General features: G+C 41.6%; 9 protein-coding genes and 1 other annotated feature. Of the genes, 1 reads left to right on the top strand and 8 read right to left on the bottom strand.

Translation table 11 applies throughout. The features are described from left to right. Positions 1-110: 110 nt before the first annotated feature. The 7 genes from GT674_RS10230 to rplJ form a co-directional block, all read right to left on the bottom strand. Positions 111-1,343: a hypothetical protein gene (locus GT674_RS10230; protein ID WP_161285598.1), complete on the bottom strand. Its 1,233-nt coding sequence runs from the start codon at positions 1,341-1,343 to the stop codon at positions 111-113. 18 nt (positions 1,344-1,361) lie between these two features. Continuing rightward, positions 1,362-2,168, bottom strand: coding sequence for a PP2C family protein-serine/threonine phosphatase (locus GT674_RS10235; RefSeq protein WP_161285599.1), 807 nt, complete (start codon positions 2,166-2,168; stop codon positions 1,362-1,364). Positions 2,169-2,181: 13 nt separating this feature from the next. Continuing rightward, on the bottom strand, positions 2,182-3,888 hold the full coding sequence (locus GT674_RS10240) for a serine/threonine protein kinase (protein WP_161285600.1): 1,707 nt from the start codon (positions 3,886-3,888) through the stop codon (positions 2,182-2,184). 351 nt (positions 3,889-4,239) lie between these two features. Continuing rightward, complete coding sequence (gene rpoC, locus GT674_RS10245) at positions 4,240-7,938, bottom strand: DNA-directed RNA polymerase subunit beta' (protein ID WP_161285601.1); 3,699 nt, start codon at positions 7,936-7,938, stop codon at positions 4,240-4,242. A gap of 17 nt (positions 7,939-7,955) precedes the next feature. After that, positions 7,956-11,804 (bottom strand): DNA-directed RNA polymerase subunit beta, encoded by a 3,849-nt coding sequence (gene rpoB, locus GT674_RS10250; RefSeq protein WP_161285602.1) that lies wholly within the window; start codon positions 11,802-11,804, stop codon positions 7,956-7,958. A 201-nt stretch (positions 11,805-12,005) separates the two neighbouring features. Beyond that, positions 12,006-12,380 carry a 50S ribosomal protein L7/L12 gene (gene rplL / locus GT674_RS10255; protein ID WP_161285603.1) on the bottom strand — a complete coding sequence of 125 codons (375 nt, stop codon included), beginning with the start codon at positions 12,378-12,380 and terminating at the stop codon, positions 12,006-12,008. A 109-nt stretch (positions 12,381-12,489) separates the two neighbouring features. Continuing rightward, positions 12,490-13,002 (bottom strand): 50S ribosomal protein L10, encoded by a 513-nt coding sequence (gene rplJ, locus GT674_RS10260; protein ID WP_161285604.1) that lies wholly within the window; start codon positions 13,000-13,002, stop codon positions 12,490-12,492. A 36-nt stretch (positions 13,003-13,038) separates the two neighbouring features. Then, positions 13,039-13,176 (bottom strand) — a sequence feature (ribosomal protein L10 leader region). Positions 13,177-13,346: 170 nt separating this feature from the next. On the opposite strand from rplJ, the gene GT674_RS10265 reads away from it, so the two are divergent. Then, positions 13,347-15,437 carry a CDP-glycerol glycerophosphotransferase family protein gene (locus GT674_RS10265; RefSeq protein ID WP_161285605.1) on the top strand — a complete coding sequence of 697 codons (2,091 nt, stop codon included), beginning with the start codon at positions 13,347-13,349 and terminating at the stop codon, positions 15,435-15,437. A 57-nt stretch (positions 15,438-15,494) separates the two neighbouring features. Here the strand turns inward: GT674_RS10265 and GT674_RS10270 are convergent, their stop codons facing one another. Further along, positions 15,495-16,607, bottom strand: a complete 1,113-nt coding sequence (locus GT674_RS10270; protein ID WP_161285606.1) for an acyltransferase family protein — start codon at positions 16,605-16,607, stop codon at positions 15,495-15,497. Positions 16,608-16,716: the final 109 nt, after the last annotated feature.

A 16,716-nucleotide genomic window follows, 5' to 3' on the forward strand; every position in this document is an offset into this window, starting at 1 on the left:
AAAACAGCGTTCTTATTGCACGCTTGCTCATTATATCCTGTAAAAATACGGCTGTCAAGGTATTTTACATGATTTTTTCTTTTTATTTATGAATTTCTGATTATTACTTTTTACAAATTCTCTCCGTCCTTATCCTCATAGGACATCTCCCAAATGTCAGCAAAAACTGCCAGCGGACAATCTGTCAGAAGACACATTAGAAGAAAGCATTCGTATGGATTTACAATATAAATCTCACTCATTCCACACTTGTGAAGAATCTTCTGTATCTCCTCCAGAAAATGATGATATCTGTTGTATGGATCATCATCCTGCATCTCCTGCGATACAATAAAAAACTCAAGTGTTATCAGATCAAAACGTTCAACCGGAAATTTATGATTCATGATACTGTTTATTCTCTGACGGCTGAATCTTTTCTGGCTGAAATGTTTTGCCAGAATGGAAGCCGACATCTTTTTGAGATTTCCCATTTTATTTACCGGAATTCCGCTGCAGATAACTTTTTCCACATCAGAGTCTGTAATATCAGAAATATTCCACACTTTATTGCGATCTTTCTCCGCCTCATCGCCCTGATACATTTTGGCAATGATTTCCTTGGCATGAGTCAGCAGACGTACAAATTCCTGGAAAGCCTGACTTTTCTCCGACATTGGATCATCTGCTCCGACCTTTACATATGCCAGATACTTCAGAAGCTTTTCCTCGTTATCCAATATCAGTGTACCTGAATAAACATTGGATGCATCCGTATAATCCGGATCAGGCTCCAGTCTCTCATAAGCTTTCTTAAACTCCTCTGCTTTATGGTATCCAAGCTGCATGGTATAGCAATACCAGTAGATCACCTCATCCGGATTATGGAAATCAAAATCCTGCTCTCTCAGCACTCTTGTCAGAAAATCAGAGACATCCTCGGCACTCATGCGAAGTCCAAATCCCAGCAGAAATACAGTTTCTCTCTTGACAGAAGCCTGTGTCAGCCAGTTATTCACAAGAGAGGTCAGCTTCGTAGAAGTTGGATTCATTGATTTCGGCGTGCAGGTTTCATGAAAGGATTCAATCACAATATCCCTGTATATCTCCTGCGTTACTTCATTATAAGGCTCTTCCAGTCCTGAACGTTCGTAAATATAACGTTTCAGATGATCCCCAAAAGATACCAGTTCCATTTCTTTATAAAGATAATGGAAAATAACATCTGCATCCTCATCCTCAAAGCCATCCAGACTGACCACCTGTCGGAATCGCTGTGCAGCTTTTCGTGTAAATTCAAAGTCTTTGACCGAATCAAAAGCAACTGTCTGCTCAAAATCCAGATCCTGCATACGATTTTTCATAGTCTGTCACCTTCATAATTATAAAAAATAATTCAATAATTTTCCAAACAGGCTTTTTTCCTGTTCCACAAGTTCACAGAGTATTACTGTAATATTATCTCTGCCGCCTTTTATAAGAGCCCTTTCAACAAGAAGCTCTACTGTTTCAGATACGGAAATTTCTCTAGTAAGAATGTCTGCAATCTCCCCATCCGAAAGCATATCCGTGATACCATCTGAACAGATCAGATAACGCGTCCCTATTTCTGCTTTTTGCGGCACAATCGTTGGTTCAAGTCCCATGCTTTCTTCCGGAATACCAAGATACTGCGTCAACGGGGGCTTTCCAAACCTTCCGCCCCCAAGGACATGATCGAGCGAAAGCTGCCCCAGTTTTCCCTCTGGCGAAATCTTATAAATACGGCTGTCCCCCAGATTACATGAGTATACATTCTCTTTCCCAAAGGCCAGCATAGCCGCTGTAGTCCCCATGCTGTTTATCTTGTTTTCCTTCCCATAATGACATACTGCATGGTTCATTATACTGCATAGTCCGTTCATAAACTGTTCCGGATCTTCTGAAAGTTCCTTCTTTTTTTCTTTATAATACTGTCCACAGCTTTCTGCAGCAAGAAATGCCGCCATTTCACCACAGCTCTCTCCGCCCATCCCGTCAAATACGGCCAGGAGCGGTAGGTCTGCCTGTTTTATATGCCCGCTGCAGACATGACTCATTCCCTTATTTTCTGAATCAAGGCTTTCACCACAGCACCAGAAATTGTCCTCATTATTATTACGTACCTTACCAATATGGCACGTATATGCATATTCAATCTGATACGCCATAGTCCTTCCTTTCTCAGGATGCAGATGTACTGTCGTCAGAAAGATTCAGTTGGGTTTTATACTCATCTGCATAATCCCAGTATTTCTCTCCTCGTGTTACATACTCCTCACTGTCTGTCTCGTTATCATGACAACGGTTTTTATCATCGATCCATCGAATCAGTTTACCATCCTCATAATAATATCTGTCTATTTTCTGCTCTCCGTCCTTCAGGTCACTCATCGTATTATTGTCTGCCCATATGTAGGCAAAAAACAATTCATTATTCCAGTAATAATATTCCTGGTAATATCCATCCTGTGATAAAGATGGATAGATCAGAATCTTCATTACCTGCCAGCTTCCATCATCCTTCTGCCGCAAATAACTGATTTTTCCCTCGTCTTCTGATCCGATCCAGCTGTAATCATTCAGATTATCGCTGATTTCTGTTGCCTGTGACTGAATTTTTTCCAATGTTTCCTGTAACTGCTTATTTTCTGCACTCTGCACAGTCTCTGTAACCGACTGTTTTAATTTCTGCAGTTCCGCATTTTCTTTCAGAAGCCAGATAAAAACGCTCACAACAATACAGACTGCTATCACCATAATGACGGCAGCCGCAAAAAGTGGCTCAAACTTCTTCTTTCTTTTGGTCGATTTCCTGTTTTTTGAAGAATACTCCCCATGTATCCTTGCTTTCGGATCTGTTCGTTTTAGTACTCTCGTACCCTCCGGTTCTTCCTCCTGTTCCGGAAAAATTTTCCCGGATCCTTCAAAATCCGGTGTGATCGCAGGCTTTCGGATTTCCTGCATTTCCGGTTGTCCCGGATACAAAATCTGCTCCAATGCCATTCGAAATTCTTCCGCACTTTCATAACGATCATGACGATCATACGCGCAGGCTTTAAGAATTACTTCTGCAAAAGCCTCCCCTGCTTCTACCGGCACAGGCAGTTTTTCTCCTGCCATCCTTCTGTTCAGTGCCTCTTCCTTGTCTCTGTAAGTTATCAGCTGCTTCTTAAGGCTGATAAAAGGAAGCCGATTATGATTTCTTAATTTATAAAGTACAATTCCAAGAGAATATATATCTACTCGTGCGTCATACGCCTCTCCCCTGTACATCTCCGGTGCCATATAAGAAAATGTACCCTTCTTCGATAACCCACTCATTGTCCGATCCAGTTCTCTGGCAATTCCAAAATCTCCCAATTTAAACTCCCCAAATCGGGAGACAAAAATATTCTCTGGCTTAATATCTCTGTGAATGATATTCTGACACTGGCAGTATTCCAGTGCCTTACACAAATCAATTCCTAAATGTATCACGTCTTCTTCTGTCAGTGCACGTCCCGCACAATAGTCCAGAAAACTGGTAAGATATTCCATACGGATATAAATATCCCATCCTATATCATCCAGATATTCCATTACTTTATAATCTTCCACAGAAACTACATGAGAATTGCCACGAAAATATTCCATTGTATTCACTTCCTGAATACATTCTTCTACGAGGCTGTAAAAATATTCCTTCACCGACTGCTCATCCGGATTTTCTGAGCGAACACTGCTCAATTCTCCGGCATTCGAAGGAATTGTAATAACTTTGATCGCAGAATAAAAGGTTTTTCCCTGCTCTGTACGTCTGGCTTTATACACCTTTCCGAAAGAGCCCTCTCCGATCTTTTCTACGATCTTCCATTCCGGCCATGCAGAAACCGGAAGTTGTTTGTCCATCTATCCTCCCCTCCTCTCCTTTCGTAATACACTCGTAACTGTTCAACACCATCACGGGATATTTCCTTCTGAACAGTTATATATAATCTATATTTATCTGCAATGTAATTTCAAATTTAATTTGTAACTCTTCAATACCTTCTTAGTGGCTACTGAACAGTTACTTTATTTCAATCAAAAAGTCTATTTTATAAAACTTCCCTCAGGAAGTGCTATTAGTATAGCATGTCCACTCGTGTATGTCTGTAGTTTTCGCTTTTCTTTCTTCTTTTTTCATATAATCTTTATATTTAAAAAAAGAAGCCCCAGATTTACTTCTGTCATAAATCTGGAACTTCTTTTGTTTTTTATTTATTCTTCTGTAGAGTCTGTGTCATCAAACAGGATTTCATTATCAGAAACATCCTCATCTGCTTCTTCTTCCATAGTCAGCATTTCTTCATCCTCTGGAAGTTCATCTGCCGGCTCTTCTTCTGCAACAGGAGTTTCCTCCGGCATTCCGGTATCCAGTTGGATATCTCTGTAACGTTTCAGACCTGTACCTGCAGGAATCAGTTTACCAATGATAACATTTTCCTTCAGACCTACCAGGTGGTCAACCTTACCTTTGATAGCAGCTTCTGTCAGGACTTTTGTTGTTTCCTGGAAAGATGCTGCTGACAGGAAGGAATCTGTTGCCAGAGATGCTTTGGTAATACCAAGCATGATCTGCTTTCCTTCTGCCGGTGTCTTGCCTTCTTTTTCAAGTTTTTCATTAACCTCTTCAAATTCAAGGACATCAACAAGTGTACCTGGAAGGAATTCTGTATCTCCGTTTTCTTCGATACGAATCTTCTTCAGCATCTGGCGAACCAGCACCTCGATATGCTTATCACTGATTTCTACACCCTGGAGACGATATACTCGCTGAACCTCACGGAGCATATAATCCTGAACCGCACGAACACCCTTAATTCTCAGGATATCATGTGGATTTACACTACCTTCTGTCAGTTCATCACCGGCCTCCAGTACCTGTCCGTCTGTGATCTTGATACGAGATCCATAAGGAATCAGATAAGTCTTGGAATCTCCGTCCTCCGGATTGGTAACAATGATCTCACGTTTTTTCTTGGTATCATTGATAACTGCAACACCAGGGATCTCTGTAATGATAGCAAGACCTTTCGGTTTTCTTGCCTCAAAAAGCTCCTCAACTCGAGGAAGACCCTGTGTGATATCTCCACCGGCTACACCACCACTATGGAATGTACGCATGGTAAGCTGTGTACCAGGCTCACCGATAGACTGTGCTGCAATAATACCAACAGATTCACCAACCTGAACAGCTTCACCAGTTGCCATGTTTGCACCATAACATTTAGCGCAGACACCAACCTTGCACTTACAGCTAAGGATCGTACGGATCTTAACTTCTTCAATCGGGCCACCGGCTGCATTTACACCTTCACTCATGATACGGGCAGCACGTTTTGGTGTGATCATATGGTTTGCCTTAACAAGAACTTCTCCATCTTTGTTTGTGATGGTCTCACAGGAGAAACGTCCTGTAATACGTTCCTGAAGGTTTTCAATCTCTTCTTTGCCATCCATGAATCCTTTGACATACATACCGGAGATTTCTTCTCTGTTCTCACAGCAGTCTGTTTCACGAACGATAAGTTCCTGAGATACGTCAACCATTCGTCTGGTCAGGTAACCAGAGTCAGCGGTACGAAGAGCGGTATCGGACATACCTTTACGAGCTCCATGTGCGGACATGAAGTATTCCAGTACTTCAAGACCTTCACGGAAGTTTGACTTGATTGGGAGCTCGATAGTGTGACCGGTTGTATCCGCCATCAGGCCTCGCATACCTGCAAGCTGTTTGATCTGTTTATCGGAACCACGGGCACCGGAGTCAGCCATCATAAAGATGTTGTTGTATTTATCAAGACCATTCAGAAGTGCTTTGGTAAGCTCATCATCTGTCTTCTTCCATGTCTCAACAACTTCTTTGTAACGCTCTTCTTCTGTAATAAGACCACGCTTATAGTTCTTTGTGATCTTGTCAACGATATCCTGTGCATTCTGGATCATCTCAGGCTTCTGAGGCGGCACAGTCATATCAGAAATGGATACTGTCATAGCTGCACGGGTAGAATATTTATAACCCATTGCCTTGATAGCGTCAAGAACCTCAGCAGTCTTGGTAGCTCCGTGAGTATTGATGACTTTTTCAAGGATCTGTTTCAGCTGTTTTTTACCTACCAGGAAATCAACTTCCGGAAGAAGTTCATTGCCCGGAATACTTCTGTTTACATATCCAAGATCCTGCGGAATGATCTCGTTGAACAGGAAACGTCCAAGTGTAGATTCTACAGTTCCTGTCAGTTCGCTTCCATCCGGCATTGTTTTTGTGCAGCGCACATGGATTCTGGACTGTAAAGTGATAACTTTATTCTCATAAGCAAGAATTGCTTCATTTATGCTCTTGAAGAATTTGCCTTCTCCTGGATTTCCCGGTCTCTCCTGTGTCAGATAGTAGATACCAAGGACCATATCCTGTGAAGGAACGGCTACCGGACCACCATCTGAAGGTTTCAGAAGGTTGTTTGGTGAAAGCAGGAGGAAACGGCACTCTGCCTGAGCTTCCTGAGAAAGCGGAAGATGAACAGCCATCTGGTCACCATCGAAGTCTGCGTTGAACGCGGTACAAACGAGTGGATGAAGTTTGATAGCTTTACCTTCTACAAGGATCGGCTCAAATGCCTGGATACCCAGACGATGCAGTGTAGGTGCACGGTTCAGCATAACCGGATGCTCTTTGATAACCTCTTCCAGTACATCCCATACCTCTGGCTGAAGTTTCTCTACCATTTTCTTGGCATTTTTGATGTTGTGAGAAGTTCCGTTTGCAACCAGTTCTTTCATAACGAAAGGTTTGAAAAGCTCAATTGCCATCTCTTTCGGAAGACCACACTGATAAATCTTCAGTTCCGGTCCAACGACGATAACAGAACGTCCTGAATAGTCAACTCGTTTACCAAGGAGGTTCTGACGAAAACGTCCGGATTTACCTTTCAGCATATCAGAGAGGGATTTAAGGGCTCTGTTTCCAGGTCCTGTTACCGGACGGCCACGACGACCATTGTCGATCAGTGCATCTACAGCTTCCTGGAGCATACGCTTCTCATTACGAACGATAATGTCCGGTGCTCCCAGCTCAAGAAGACGTTTCAGACGGTTATTACGGTTGATAATTCTTCTGTACAGATCGTTAAGGTCAGAAGTTGCAAAACGACCCCCATCCAGCTGTACCATAGGACGCAGATCTGGCGGAATAACCGGGATTGCAGTCATGATCATCCATTCCGGACGGTTTCCAGACTCACGGAAAGATTCTACAACTTCCAGTCTTTTGATGATTCTGGCACGTTTCTGTCCAGTTGCATCTACCAGTTCTGTTTTGAGTTCCTCAGCATCTTTCTCAAGATCAATTGCTTTCAGAAGTTCCATGATGGATTCTGCACCCATTCCAACACGGAAATTATATCCATATGCTTCACGGGCATCCTGATATTCTTTCTCAGTGAGAACCTGTTTGTACTGCAGCTTGGAATCTGCCGGATCCAGTACAATATAGTTAGCAAAATATAAAACTTTTTCCAATGTTCTCGGAGACAGATCAAGGATCAGTCCCATACGGGACGGAATACCCTTGAAATACCAGATATGGGATACCGGAGCTGCAAGCTCAATATGTCCCATACGCTCTCTTCGGACAGAAGATTTCGTAACTTCTACGCCACATCGATCGCAGACAACGCCTTTATAGCGGATTTTTTTGTATTTACCACAATGGCACTCCCAGTCCTTGCTTGGTCCGAAAATTCTTTCACAGAAAAGACCATCTTTCTCTGGTTTCAGAGTACGATAGTTGATAGTCTCAGGTTTTGTTACCTCACCTCTGGACCATTCTCTGATCTTCTCAGGGGACGCCAGTCCAATCTTGATGGCATCGAAAGTCATTGGCTGATATGTTTCATTGGTAGTTGTTGTTTCTGCCATGTATTCTTTCCCCTTTCTTACTTGTCGTCATCATCATCGTAGGAATCGTCGAAGTCAAGAAACTCTTCTTCGTCCTCATCCTCTTCTACATCTACAAGTTCTTCGCCTTCGAATTCCTGTTTGGTATAACCATGTTTACCAAAGGATTCCTCTTCTCTGCGATGTCTGCTGTCGCCTTCAATTACAGAACGAAGATCTGTATCACCATAATCTACAGTTTCCAGAAGATGTACTTCTGTATTGTCATCTTTAAGAACTTTGACATCAAGACCCAGAGACTGAAGTTCTTTAAGAAGTACCTTGAAGGATTCCGGAATACCCGGCTCAGGGATGTTGTCTCCCTTGATAATTGCTTCATAGGTCTTCACACGTCCTACAACATCATCGGACTTCACTGTCAGGATCTCCTGAAGTGTGTAAGAAGCACCATATGCCTCCAGAGCCCAAACCTCCATCTCTCCAAAACGCTGTCCACCGAACTGAGCTTTACCACCCAGAGGCTGCTGTGTTACGAGAGAGTATGGACCTGTTGAACGTGCATGGATCTTATCATCTACCAGATGGTGCAGTTTCAGATAGTGCATGTGACCGATTGTTACGCGTCCATCGAAGTACTCACCGGTACGTCCGTCACGAAGCTGAACCTTACCATCTCTGGAAATCGGAACACCTTTCCACAGATCTCTGTGATCTTTGTGTTCATCAAGATATTCCATAACATCAGGAGCAAGTGTATCCTGATATTTTGCACGGAATTCTTCGAAATCTTCAATATTTACATAATCGTTTGCCAGTTCCAGAGTATCCTGAATATCAATTTCGCTCGCACCGTCAAATACAGGTGTTGCAACATTAAATCCGAGTGCTCTGGCTGCAAGACTTAAGTGGATTTCCAGGACCTGTCCGATATTCATACGTGAAGGTACGCCCAGAGGGTTCAGTACGATATCCAGCGGACGTCCGTTTGGAAGGAATGGCATATCCTCAACCGGAAGTACACGGGAAACAACACCCTTGTTACCATGACGACCAGCCATTTTATCACCAACAGAAATCTTACGTTTCTGAGCAATATAAATACGAACTGACTGATTTACTCCTGGAGACAGTTCATCACCGTTCTCTCTTGTAAATACTTTGGCATCTACAACAATACCATATTCTCCATGAGGAACCTTGAGGGAAGTATCACGAACTTCTCTTGCTTTCTCACCGAAAATTGCACGCAGAAGACGTTCTTCTGCAGTCAGTTCTGTTTCTCCCTTAGGAGTAACTTTACCAACCAGGATATCACCGGCACGAACTTCTGCACCGATACGGATAATACCACGTTCATCCAGATCTTTCAGTGCATCATCACCGACACCCGGAACATCTCTTGTGATCTCTTCCGGTCCCAGTTTGGTATCTCTTGCTTCTGCTTCATACTCTTCCATATGAATAGAAGTATATACATCGTTCTGTACCAGTCTCTCACTTAACAGAACGGCATCCTCGTAGTTATAACCTTCCCAGGTCATGAAACCGATCAGCGGGTTTTTACCGAGAGCCAGTTCACCGTTTGCAGTAGAAGGACCATCAGCGATAACCTGTCCTGCCTCTACATGCTCACCCTGAAATACGATTGGTTTCTGATTATAGCAGTTACTCTGGTTACTGCGAAGGAATTTAGTAAGATGATAATCATCTTTTGTTCCATCATCATTCTTGATACTGATATCTGTAGATGTAGAACGAAGAACAGTACCGGACTTCTTAGCTACAACACAAACACCAGAGTCAACAGCAGTTTTGGTTTCCATACCAGTTCCAACAACAGGTGCCTCTGTTGTAAGAAGCGGAACGGCCTGACGCTGCATGTTTGATCCCATCAGCGCACGGTTAGCATCGTCGTTCTGCAGGAAAGGAATCAGTGCAGTAGCGACGGAGAATACCATCTTAGGAGATACGTCCATGTAATCAAACATATGTCTCTCATATTCCTGTGTTTCTTCACGGAAACGACCGGACACATTTCTGTGAATGAAGTGACCTTCTTCATCCAGCGGCTCATTCGCCTGTGCTACATGGTAATTATCTTCTTCATCTGCTGTCATATAAACAACATCATCTGTTACAACCGGCTCGGCCGGATTTGTTTTGTCAATTCTGCGGTATGGTGCCTCAATGAAACCATACTGGTTGATTCTTGCATAAGATGCAAGAGAGTTGATCAGACCGATGTTAGGACCTTCAGGAGTCTCGATCGGGCACATACGGCCATAGTGAGAATAATGGACATCTCGTACCTCGAATCCGGCTCTGTCTCGTGACAGACCGCCAGGTCCCAGTGCGGAAAGACGTCTCTTATGTGTCAGCTCACCAAGAGGGTTGTTCTGATCCATGAACTGTGACAGCTGAGAAGATCCAAAGAACTCCTTAACCGCTGCAGTTACAGGTTTAATATTGATCAGGGACTGTGGGGAAATATTCTCTGTGTCCTGAGTTGTCATACGCTCACGTACAACTCTTTCCAGTCTGGAAAGACCGATACGATACTGGTTCTGAAGAAGTTCTCCTACAGAACGGATACGACGGTTGCCCAGATGATCGATATCATCATCGTTACCGATTCCATATTCCAGATGCATATTATAGTTGATAGATGCAAAGATATCTTCTTTTGTGATATGCTTCGGAATAAGATCATGGATATCTCTGACAATTGCAGCCTTGATATCCTCAAGATTATCATTCTCTTCCAGAATTTTCTCAAGAACAGGATAGTATACTAATTCTGTAACACCCAGTTCCTTTGGATCACAGTCAACATATGCTGCAAGATCTACCATCATATTAGAAAGAACTTTGATCTTACGTTCTTCTCCCTGAATCCATACATATGGAACGGCAGCGTTCTGGATCTGATCTGCAAGTTCAATTGTAATGTTGGCACCTTCTTCTGCCAGAATCTCTCCTGTAGACGGATCTACAACAGCCTCTGCCAGCTTGTGACCTGCAATACGCTTATTAAAATGAAGTTTCTTATTAAATTTATAACGTCCGACCTTGGCAAGATCATATCTTCTAGGGTCAAAGAACATAGCCATGATAAGGCTCTCTGCACTATCTACTGCCAGCGGCTCGCCTGGACGGATCTTCTTATAGAGTTCCAGAAGACCTTCCTGATAGTTTGTGGAAGTATCCTTTGCAAAGCTTGCAAGGATCTTTGGCTCTTCACCAAACAAATCAACGATTTCTGCATTGCTGCCGACACCAAGGGCACGAATCAGCACAGTGATCGGAACCTTTCTGGTTCTGTCCACACGCACATAGAAGATATCGTTGGAATCCGTTTCATATTCCAGCCATGCTCCTCTGTTGGGGATAACGGTACTGGAAAACAGTCTCTTACCGATCTTATCATGTGCAATTGCATAATAGATACCAGGGGAACGCACCAACTGGCTGACAATAACACGTTCTGCACCATTAATAACGAAAGTACCTGTCTCTGTCATTAACGGAAGATCTCCCATGAAGATCTCGTGTTCGTTGATTTCCTCTGTTTCTTTATTTATCAGTCGTACGCGAACCTTCAAAGGTGCCGCGTAAGTTACGTCACGTTCTTTGCACTGCTCAATGTTATATTTCGCATCTTTTGCATCGTACGTGAAATCGATGAATTCCAGGCTGAACTTTCCGCCATAATCCGCGATCGGAGAAATATCATCAAACACTTCTTTGAGGCCCTCATCGAGAAACCACTTATAGGAATCTTTCTGGACTTCAATCAAATTCGGCATTTCCAGAACTTCTTTTTGTCTCTGGTAGCTCATGCGCATGCTTTTTCCAGTTTTTACAGAACGAATTCTGTTTTTTTCCATTGACGTTTCACCCCTGTTTTTTTATTTATTTTATAACACGACCCTGTTTACGGTTTGAGATAAACAGGCATATCTTGCCATAATATAGCATTCTTCACTATAGCATAGCAATTTTATGCTGTCAACAACTTTTTTAATTTTTTACACAAAAATTTAGGGACACCATCAGGTGTCCCCGCATCACTTATTTCTTTAACAGAATTATTTAAGAGTAACCTTAGCACCTTCTGCTTCAAGTTTTGCTTTGATGTCTTCAGCTTCTGCTTTAGATGCGCCTTCTTTAAGAGCTTTCGGAGCACCGTCAACTACTGCTTTAGCTTCTTTCAGTCCAAGTCCGGTAACTTCACGAACAACTTTGATAACTTTAACTTTGTTCGGTCCAACTTCTGTCAGTTCTACGTCGAACTCATCTTTCTCTTCTGCTGCTTCAGCACCTGCTCCAGCTGCTGCTACTACAACACCTGCTGCTGCGGATACACCGAATTCTTCTTCGCAAGCTTTTACGAGTTCATTTAATTCTAATACAGATAATTCTTTGATTGCTGCAATAAATTCTTCTGTTGTTAATTTTGCCATTTTAATTTCCTCCATTTATTAGATTTTATTATTTTAGGATTCGCAGTTTCTGTATACTGCGAATTACGCTACGCTTCGTCTGCGTACCGTAAATCTGATGAATTCAGATTTACTCTGCTGCTGCCTCTGTATCAGCACCACCCTGTGCCTCTGCGATCTGGTTAAGCACACGAGCGAAGTTTGTGATAGGAGACTGGATGCTTCCAAGAAGTTTTCCAAGAAGTTCTTCTCTGGACGGAACCTGGGACAGAGCCTGGATTCCAGCCTGATCGTTGTAGTTTCCTTCAACTACACCTGCGATCAGTTCAAGAGCCGGGAACTGTTTTGCATATTTAGCAAGGATTCTTGCCGGTGCTGTAGCATCTGTATCGGAAATAGCCAGAGCGTTTGTTCCTTCCAGATGTGGGCAAAGGCTTTCACATGCTGTTCCTGCAAAAGCACGGTTCATCATAGTGTTTTTGTAAACTTTGTAATGAACACCAGCTTCTCTTAATTCCTTACGCAGAATTGTATCCTGTTCAACTGTAAGACCACTGTAGTTAACAAGAACTACTGCCTGTGCGTCTTTAATGCTGTTTGCGATTTCTTCTACGATTGGTTGTTTCAGTTCTACTTTTGCCATAAATGGTACACCTCCTTATAGATTTTGATATACCGCCGCGTCATAAAAAAAGCCTTACTGCATAACGACAGTAAGGTCTCATGTAATCTTATATAGAATACTAAGTCCTCGGTAGGCGTTTTAATCCTTATGCCTTACGGCACCTACTGTCTTCGGCAGCGTTCTGTAAGAGAATATCATATCATTTTTTATATGTCAAGTGTTTTTTTAATATTTTGTCTTTCAAAAAATGTTTAATTTTTATTAATTTTATGTTATGATTATGTTACTTACAAAAAAACAACACTGCTTCCGTCTGCCCTGTATTTGAAAGTGTAGCCGGAGCTATTTTATATGGAGGAATTATGAAACTTAAATCACATACATCCGATTCATCTTTTTCCTGGATCAAGAACAGCATCTCTGTCAGCGTTTCCGATCTTTCATCTGCAGAGATTGTTTTAAAGTTCAGTGATTTTTCTGTAACCGCTTTTTCTTCTTTCAGTTTCCTTGCACGTGATCCTGAAACCAAAGAAGAAGTTTCCGTTCCTTTTATCCAGCTTAGTCCTGATACTTTCCGGCTAAATCTGTCCGTTTTTCATGAATTTATTTGTTTTAAAAAGAATCATACACTTATTCTCACCTTAAACTGCATAACTTCCGACAATCAAAAACTTTTATATTCTCTGCATCCTGACAGAAATTTAAATATGGACTATCATATTTTCATCAACGATATTTATTTCCCGGAGGATACTTCTCCCGAACCTAATGAATATATCGGCATACTTACCGCAGGATTCGACAATCTTCTTATTATAAGGTTATGCTCACGAAAATTTTTTATGGAAAATCTTCTGATCTGTGCCTATCATAAACTCAAGATCACCCACGGAATCCTCAAAGTATCTTTTGATCTTGAACAGAGCAGACACAAATATATAAAAACCGGACTTTTTTTCCGCAGTAAGCTTGCAGAAGACGCTGCAGTTTACGATTTTACCACCGAAAATATAAAATCTCATCAGAACCTTCAGCGAATAAGTATTTCTCTCGACCTGCGTTCTGTTGAATGGAAAAGTCTGTACTGGGATATTTTCGTCCTGGTTCAAAATGCAGACACCGGGAAAATTTCTCAAATTCCGATTTATATGACTGCATGGCAAAGAATACAGCAAAAATTTCTTTCCACTCTCTCTTACAGGACAGCTGATAACTTTTATTTCTTCCCATACTATACAAGCAAACGTACTCTTGCATTTACTAATCGCCAGCGGGAAAAATACGATGGAATGGACATTGTCTTTAAGGAATTTTTGTCTGTTTTTCTTTATCGGATCGCCAAACCTTACTGGAAACGTAAACATATCTGTCTGGTCTGTGAGAAATTCTCTTCCATGGCACAGGATAACGGATATTATTTCTTTAAACACTGCATGGAACAAAACGAAGAAGCTTTTCTTAATAAAAAAATCTACTATATTATAACCAAAGATTCTCCGGATCGTTCCAAAGTAGAGCCTTATAAAAACCGACTTCTGAATTTCATGTCCATCCGGCACATGATCTACCTGCTTGCAGCAGACCTTATTGTAAGTTCCGATTCCAGATACCATACGTATGCCATGCAGTCCCGACACAGTATTTTTAACCGCTATATCAAAAAAATACCATTTGTGTTCCTCCAGCATGGTGTCATTGCCCTGAAACGCGTTGACAATTTCTATGGAAAAGGCAAAAAAGGCGGCTGTAATCTCTTTGTTGTCTCTACGAACAAAGAAAAACAGACCATTATCGACAATTTTGAATATGAACCGGACGAAGTTATCAATACCGGTCTCCCTCGCTGGGATGTACTTAAGGATAAGTCTCAGGGAAAACGTGAGATTCTGATCATGCCTACCTGGAGAAACTGGCTCGATTCTGTACCAGATAAAGATTTTGAAGAAAGTGACTATTTCCGCCACTATATGGGACTTCTGAATTCCGTCCGTCTGAATAATATCCTGGAAAAATATGACCTTGAGATCAACTTTTACCTGCATGCAAAATTTCAGGAATACGCAGACAACTTTAAATCTATCAGCTACCGCATACATCTGATCTCCTTTGGCGAAGTTGCTGTAAATGAAATGCTGATGCGATGCCGTATGCTTATCACAGATTATTCCAGTGTATGCTGGGACATTTTGTATCAGGATAAACCAAGTATTTTCTATCAGTTTGATATTGATAAATACAATGAAGCTCATGGAAGCTATATTGATATGGAGACGGAACTCTTTGGAGACAGAGCTTCAACGGAAGCACAGCTTCTGGATCTTCTGGAAGAAACTGTGCAGAACGATTTCCACCTGAAGCCAAAATATGAAAAAATGCGCAGGGAATATCTGCAATTCAAGGATAACAACCACAGCAAACATATCTGTGAAGAAATCAAGAAAAAATTTCATTGAAATTAATAGAACGCAGTATGAAATCTGATCTGCCTCAGATTCCGTACTGCGTTTTTCTTATAAATTCCGATCTGCAAAACCAAGAATCCTCTTTGTAAGCCATGCAGAAAACTGATCAAAATGTATTAACTTCTGCACAAAGCCAAGCATGACTGAAACTGCAAGACTGCTCAGCAGTATAAACAGCCATATAACTGCCGCATGTCCAAGTGAATATGTGAACTCCTTACACCATACTGCTCTTATAAACGTATGGATATAAAAAATGTTCGCAGAATGTTTTCCTATAAACTCCAAGATCTGGCGGATCCCCGGAATCTCAATCACAAACTCATATGACATATAAACGATCAGCACCGGTATCGTGCCATTGAGTACGAACTCAAAATGATCCGTTCCCCATTTCATATTAAACATCTTACAAAGGACATATAATATACCGGTACACAAAATAAGCTTCAGAATTTTATTCAAGAACCTGTTCTTTACAATACAAAATGCTTTGAGCCGTTCCAAAACGTTCTGATCTGCAAAGCAGACTGCCAGCGGAGCTACAAATAAATATTTTGTGAGATGTACGTGCTTCTCCAGCATAAAACTTCCGACAAGCAGAAACATAAAAACCATCAGCCATCCATATCTTTTATAAAATCTGACCAGAAACGGCATAAAGAAAATCAGCAGAACCTCAAGACTTAAATACCACCAGGTATTGATCTGCATCTGTGTTCCAAAAAGATGACTCAGACCAAGAAAATCCATTCCTGCATTGATCAGATTGATTGAAAAACCATCGCTGTAACGAGAAGTATGCGTCAAATATGTGACTCCCATACAGAACAAAAACGGTATGGTAAAAGAGAGGACAAGCTTCACATAACGTTTCAGCACAAACAAAGTTGCCTCATGCCCTGTAAATTCATAATCCTGATACTGAGCTTTCATTGACAAAGTAAGACCATATACTGACAGAAAAGCAAAAATTCCCACACATTGGACCATCACACGGCAGATTGCCATAGCAGTTGTCTCTGACAATGGCCAGAAGCTTACCGGATAGCCATAGAGCCTGCTTTTTATTGAAAATCCATGATATAAAATCAGAAATATAATTGCAATTCCTTTCACCGCAGCCGTATTTGCTTTGGTAAACTTTAATTTTCTCTCCATCTGTTCTTCCTCATCATTTTTCTGTTATCACTGAATATCATTCTATCTCACTTTCTTATCCATTGTCAATGGAAGGTACTGTCTTGCAAATTAACCGTCTGTTTTGTAT

The sequence above is a fragment of the Blautia sp. BIOML-A1 genome, assembly GCF_009883055.1.
Taxonomy (GTDB): Bacteria; Bacillota; Clostridia; order Lachnospirales; family Lachnospiraceae; genus Blautia_A.

Excerpts from the sequence above, each read along its gene's own strand:
- rpoC (WP_161285601.1), bottom strand. The coding sequence starts at position 7,938 with ATGGCAGAAACAACAACTACCAATGAAACATATCAGCCAATGACTTTC.
- GT674_RS10235 (WP_161285599.1), bottom strand. The coding sequence starts at position 2,168 with ATGGCGTATCAGATTGAATATGCATATACGTGCCATATTGGTAAGGTA.
- rpoB (WP_161285602.1), bottom strand. The coding sequence starts at position 11,804 with ATGGAAAAAAACAGAATTCGTTCTGTAAAAACTGGAAAAAGCATGCGC.
- GT674_RS10230 (WP_161285598.1), bottom strand. The coding sequence starts at position 1,343 with ATGAAAAATCGTATGCAGGATCTGGATTTTGAGCAGACAGTTGCTTTT.
- GT674_RS10265 (WP_161285605.1), top strand. The coding sequence starts at position 13,347 with ATGAAACTTAAATCACATACATCCGATTCATCTTTTTCCTGGATCAAG.
- rplL (WP_161285603.1), bottom strand. The coding sequence starts at position 12,380 with ATGGCAAAATTAACAACAGAAGAATTTATTGCAGCAATCAAAGAATTA.
- GT674_RS10240 (WP_161285600.1), bottom strand. The coding sequence starts at position 3,888 with ATGGACAAACAACTTCCGGTTTCTGCATGGCCGGAATGGAAGATCGTA.
- rplJ (WP_161285604.1), bottom strand. The coding sequence starts at position 13,002 with ATGGCAAAAGTAGAACTGAAACAACCAATCGTAGAAGAAATCGCAAAC.
- GT674_RS10270 (WP_161285606.1), bottom strand. The coding sequence starts at position 16,607 with ATGGAGAGAAAATTAAAGTTTACCAAAGCAAATACGGCTGCGGTGAAA.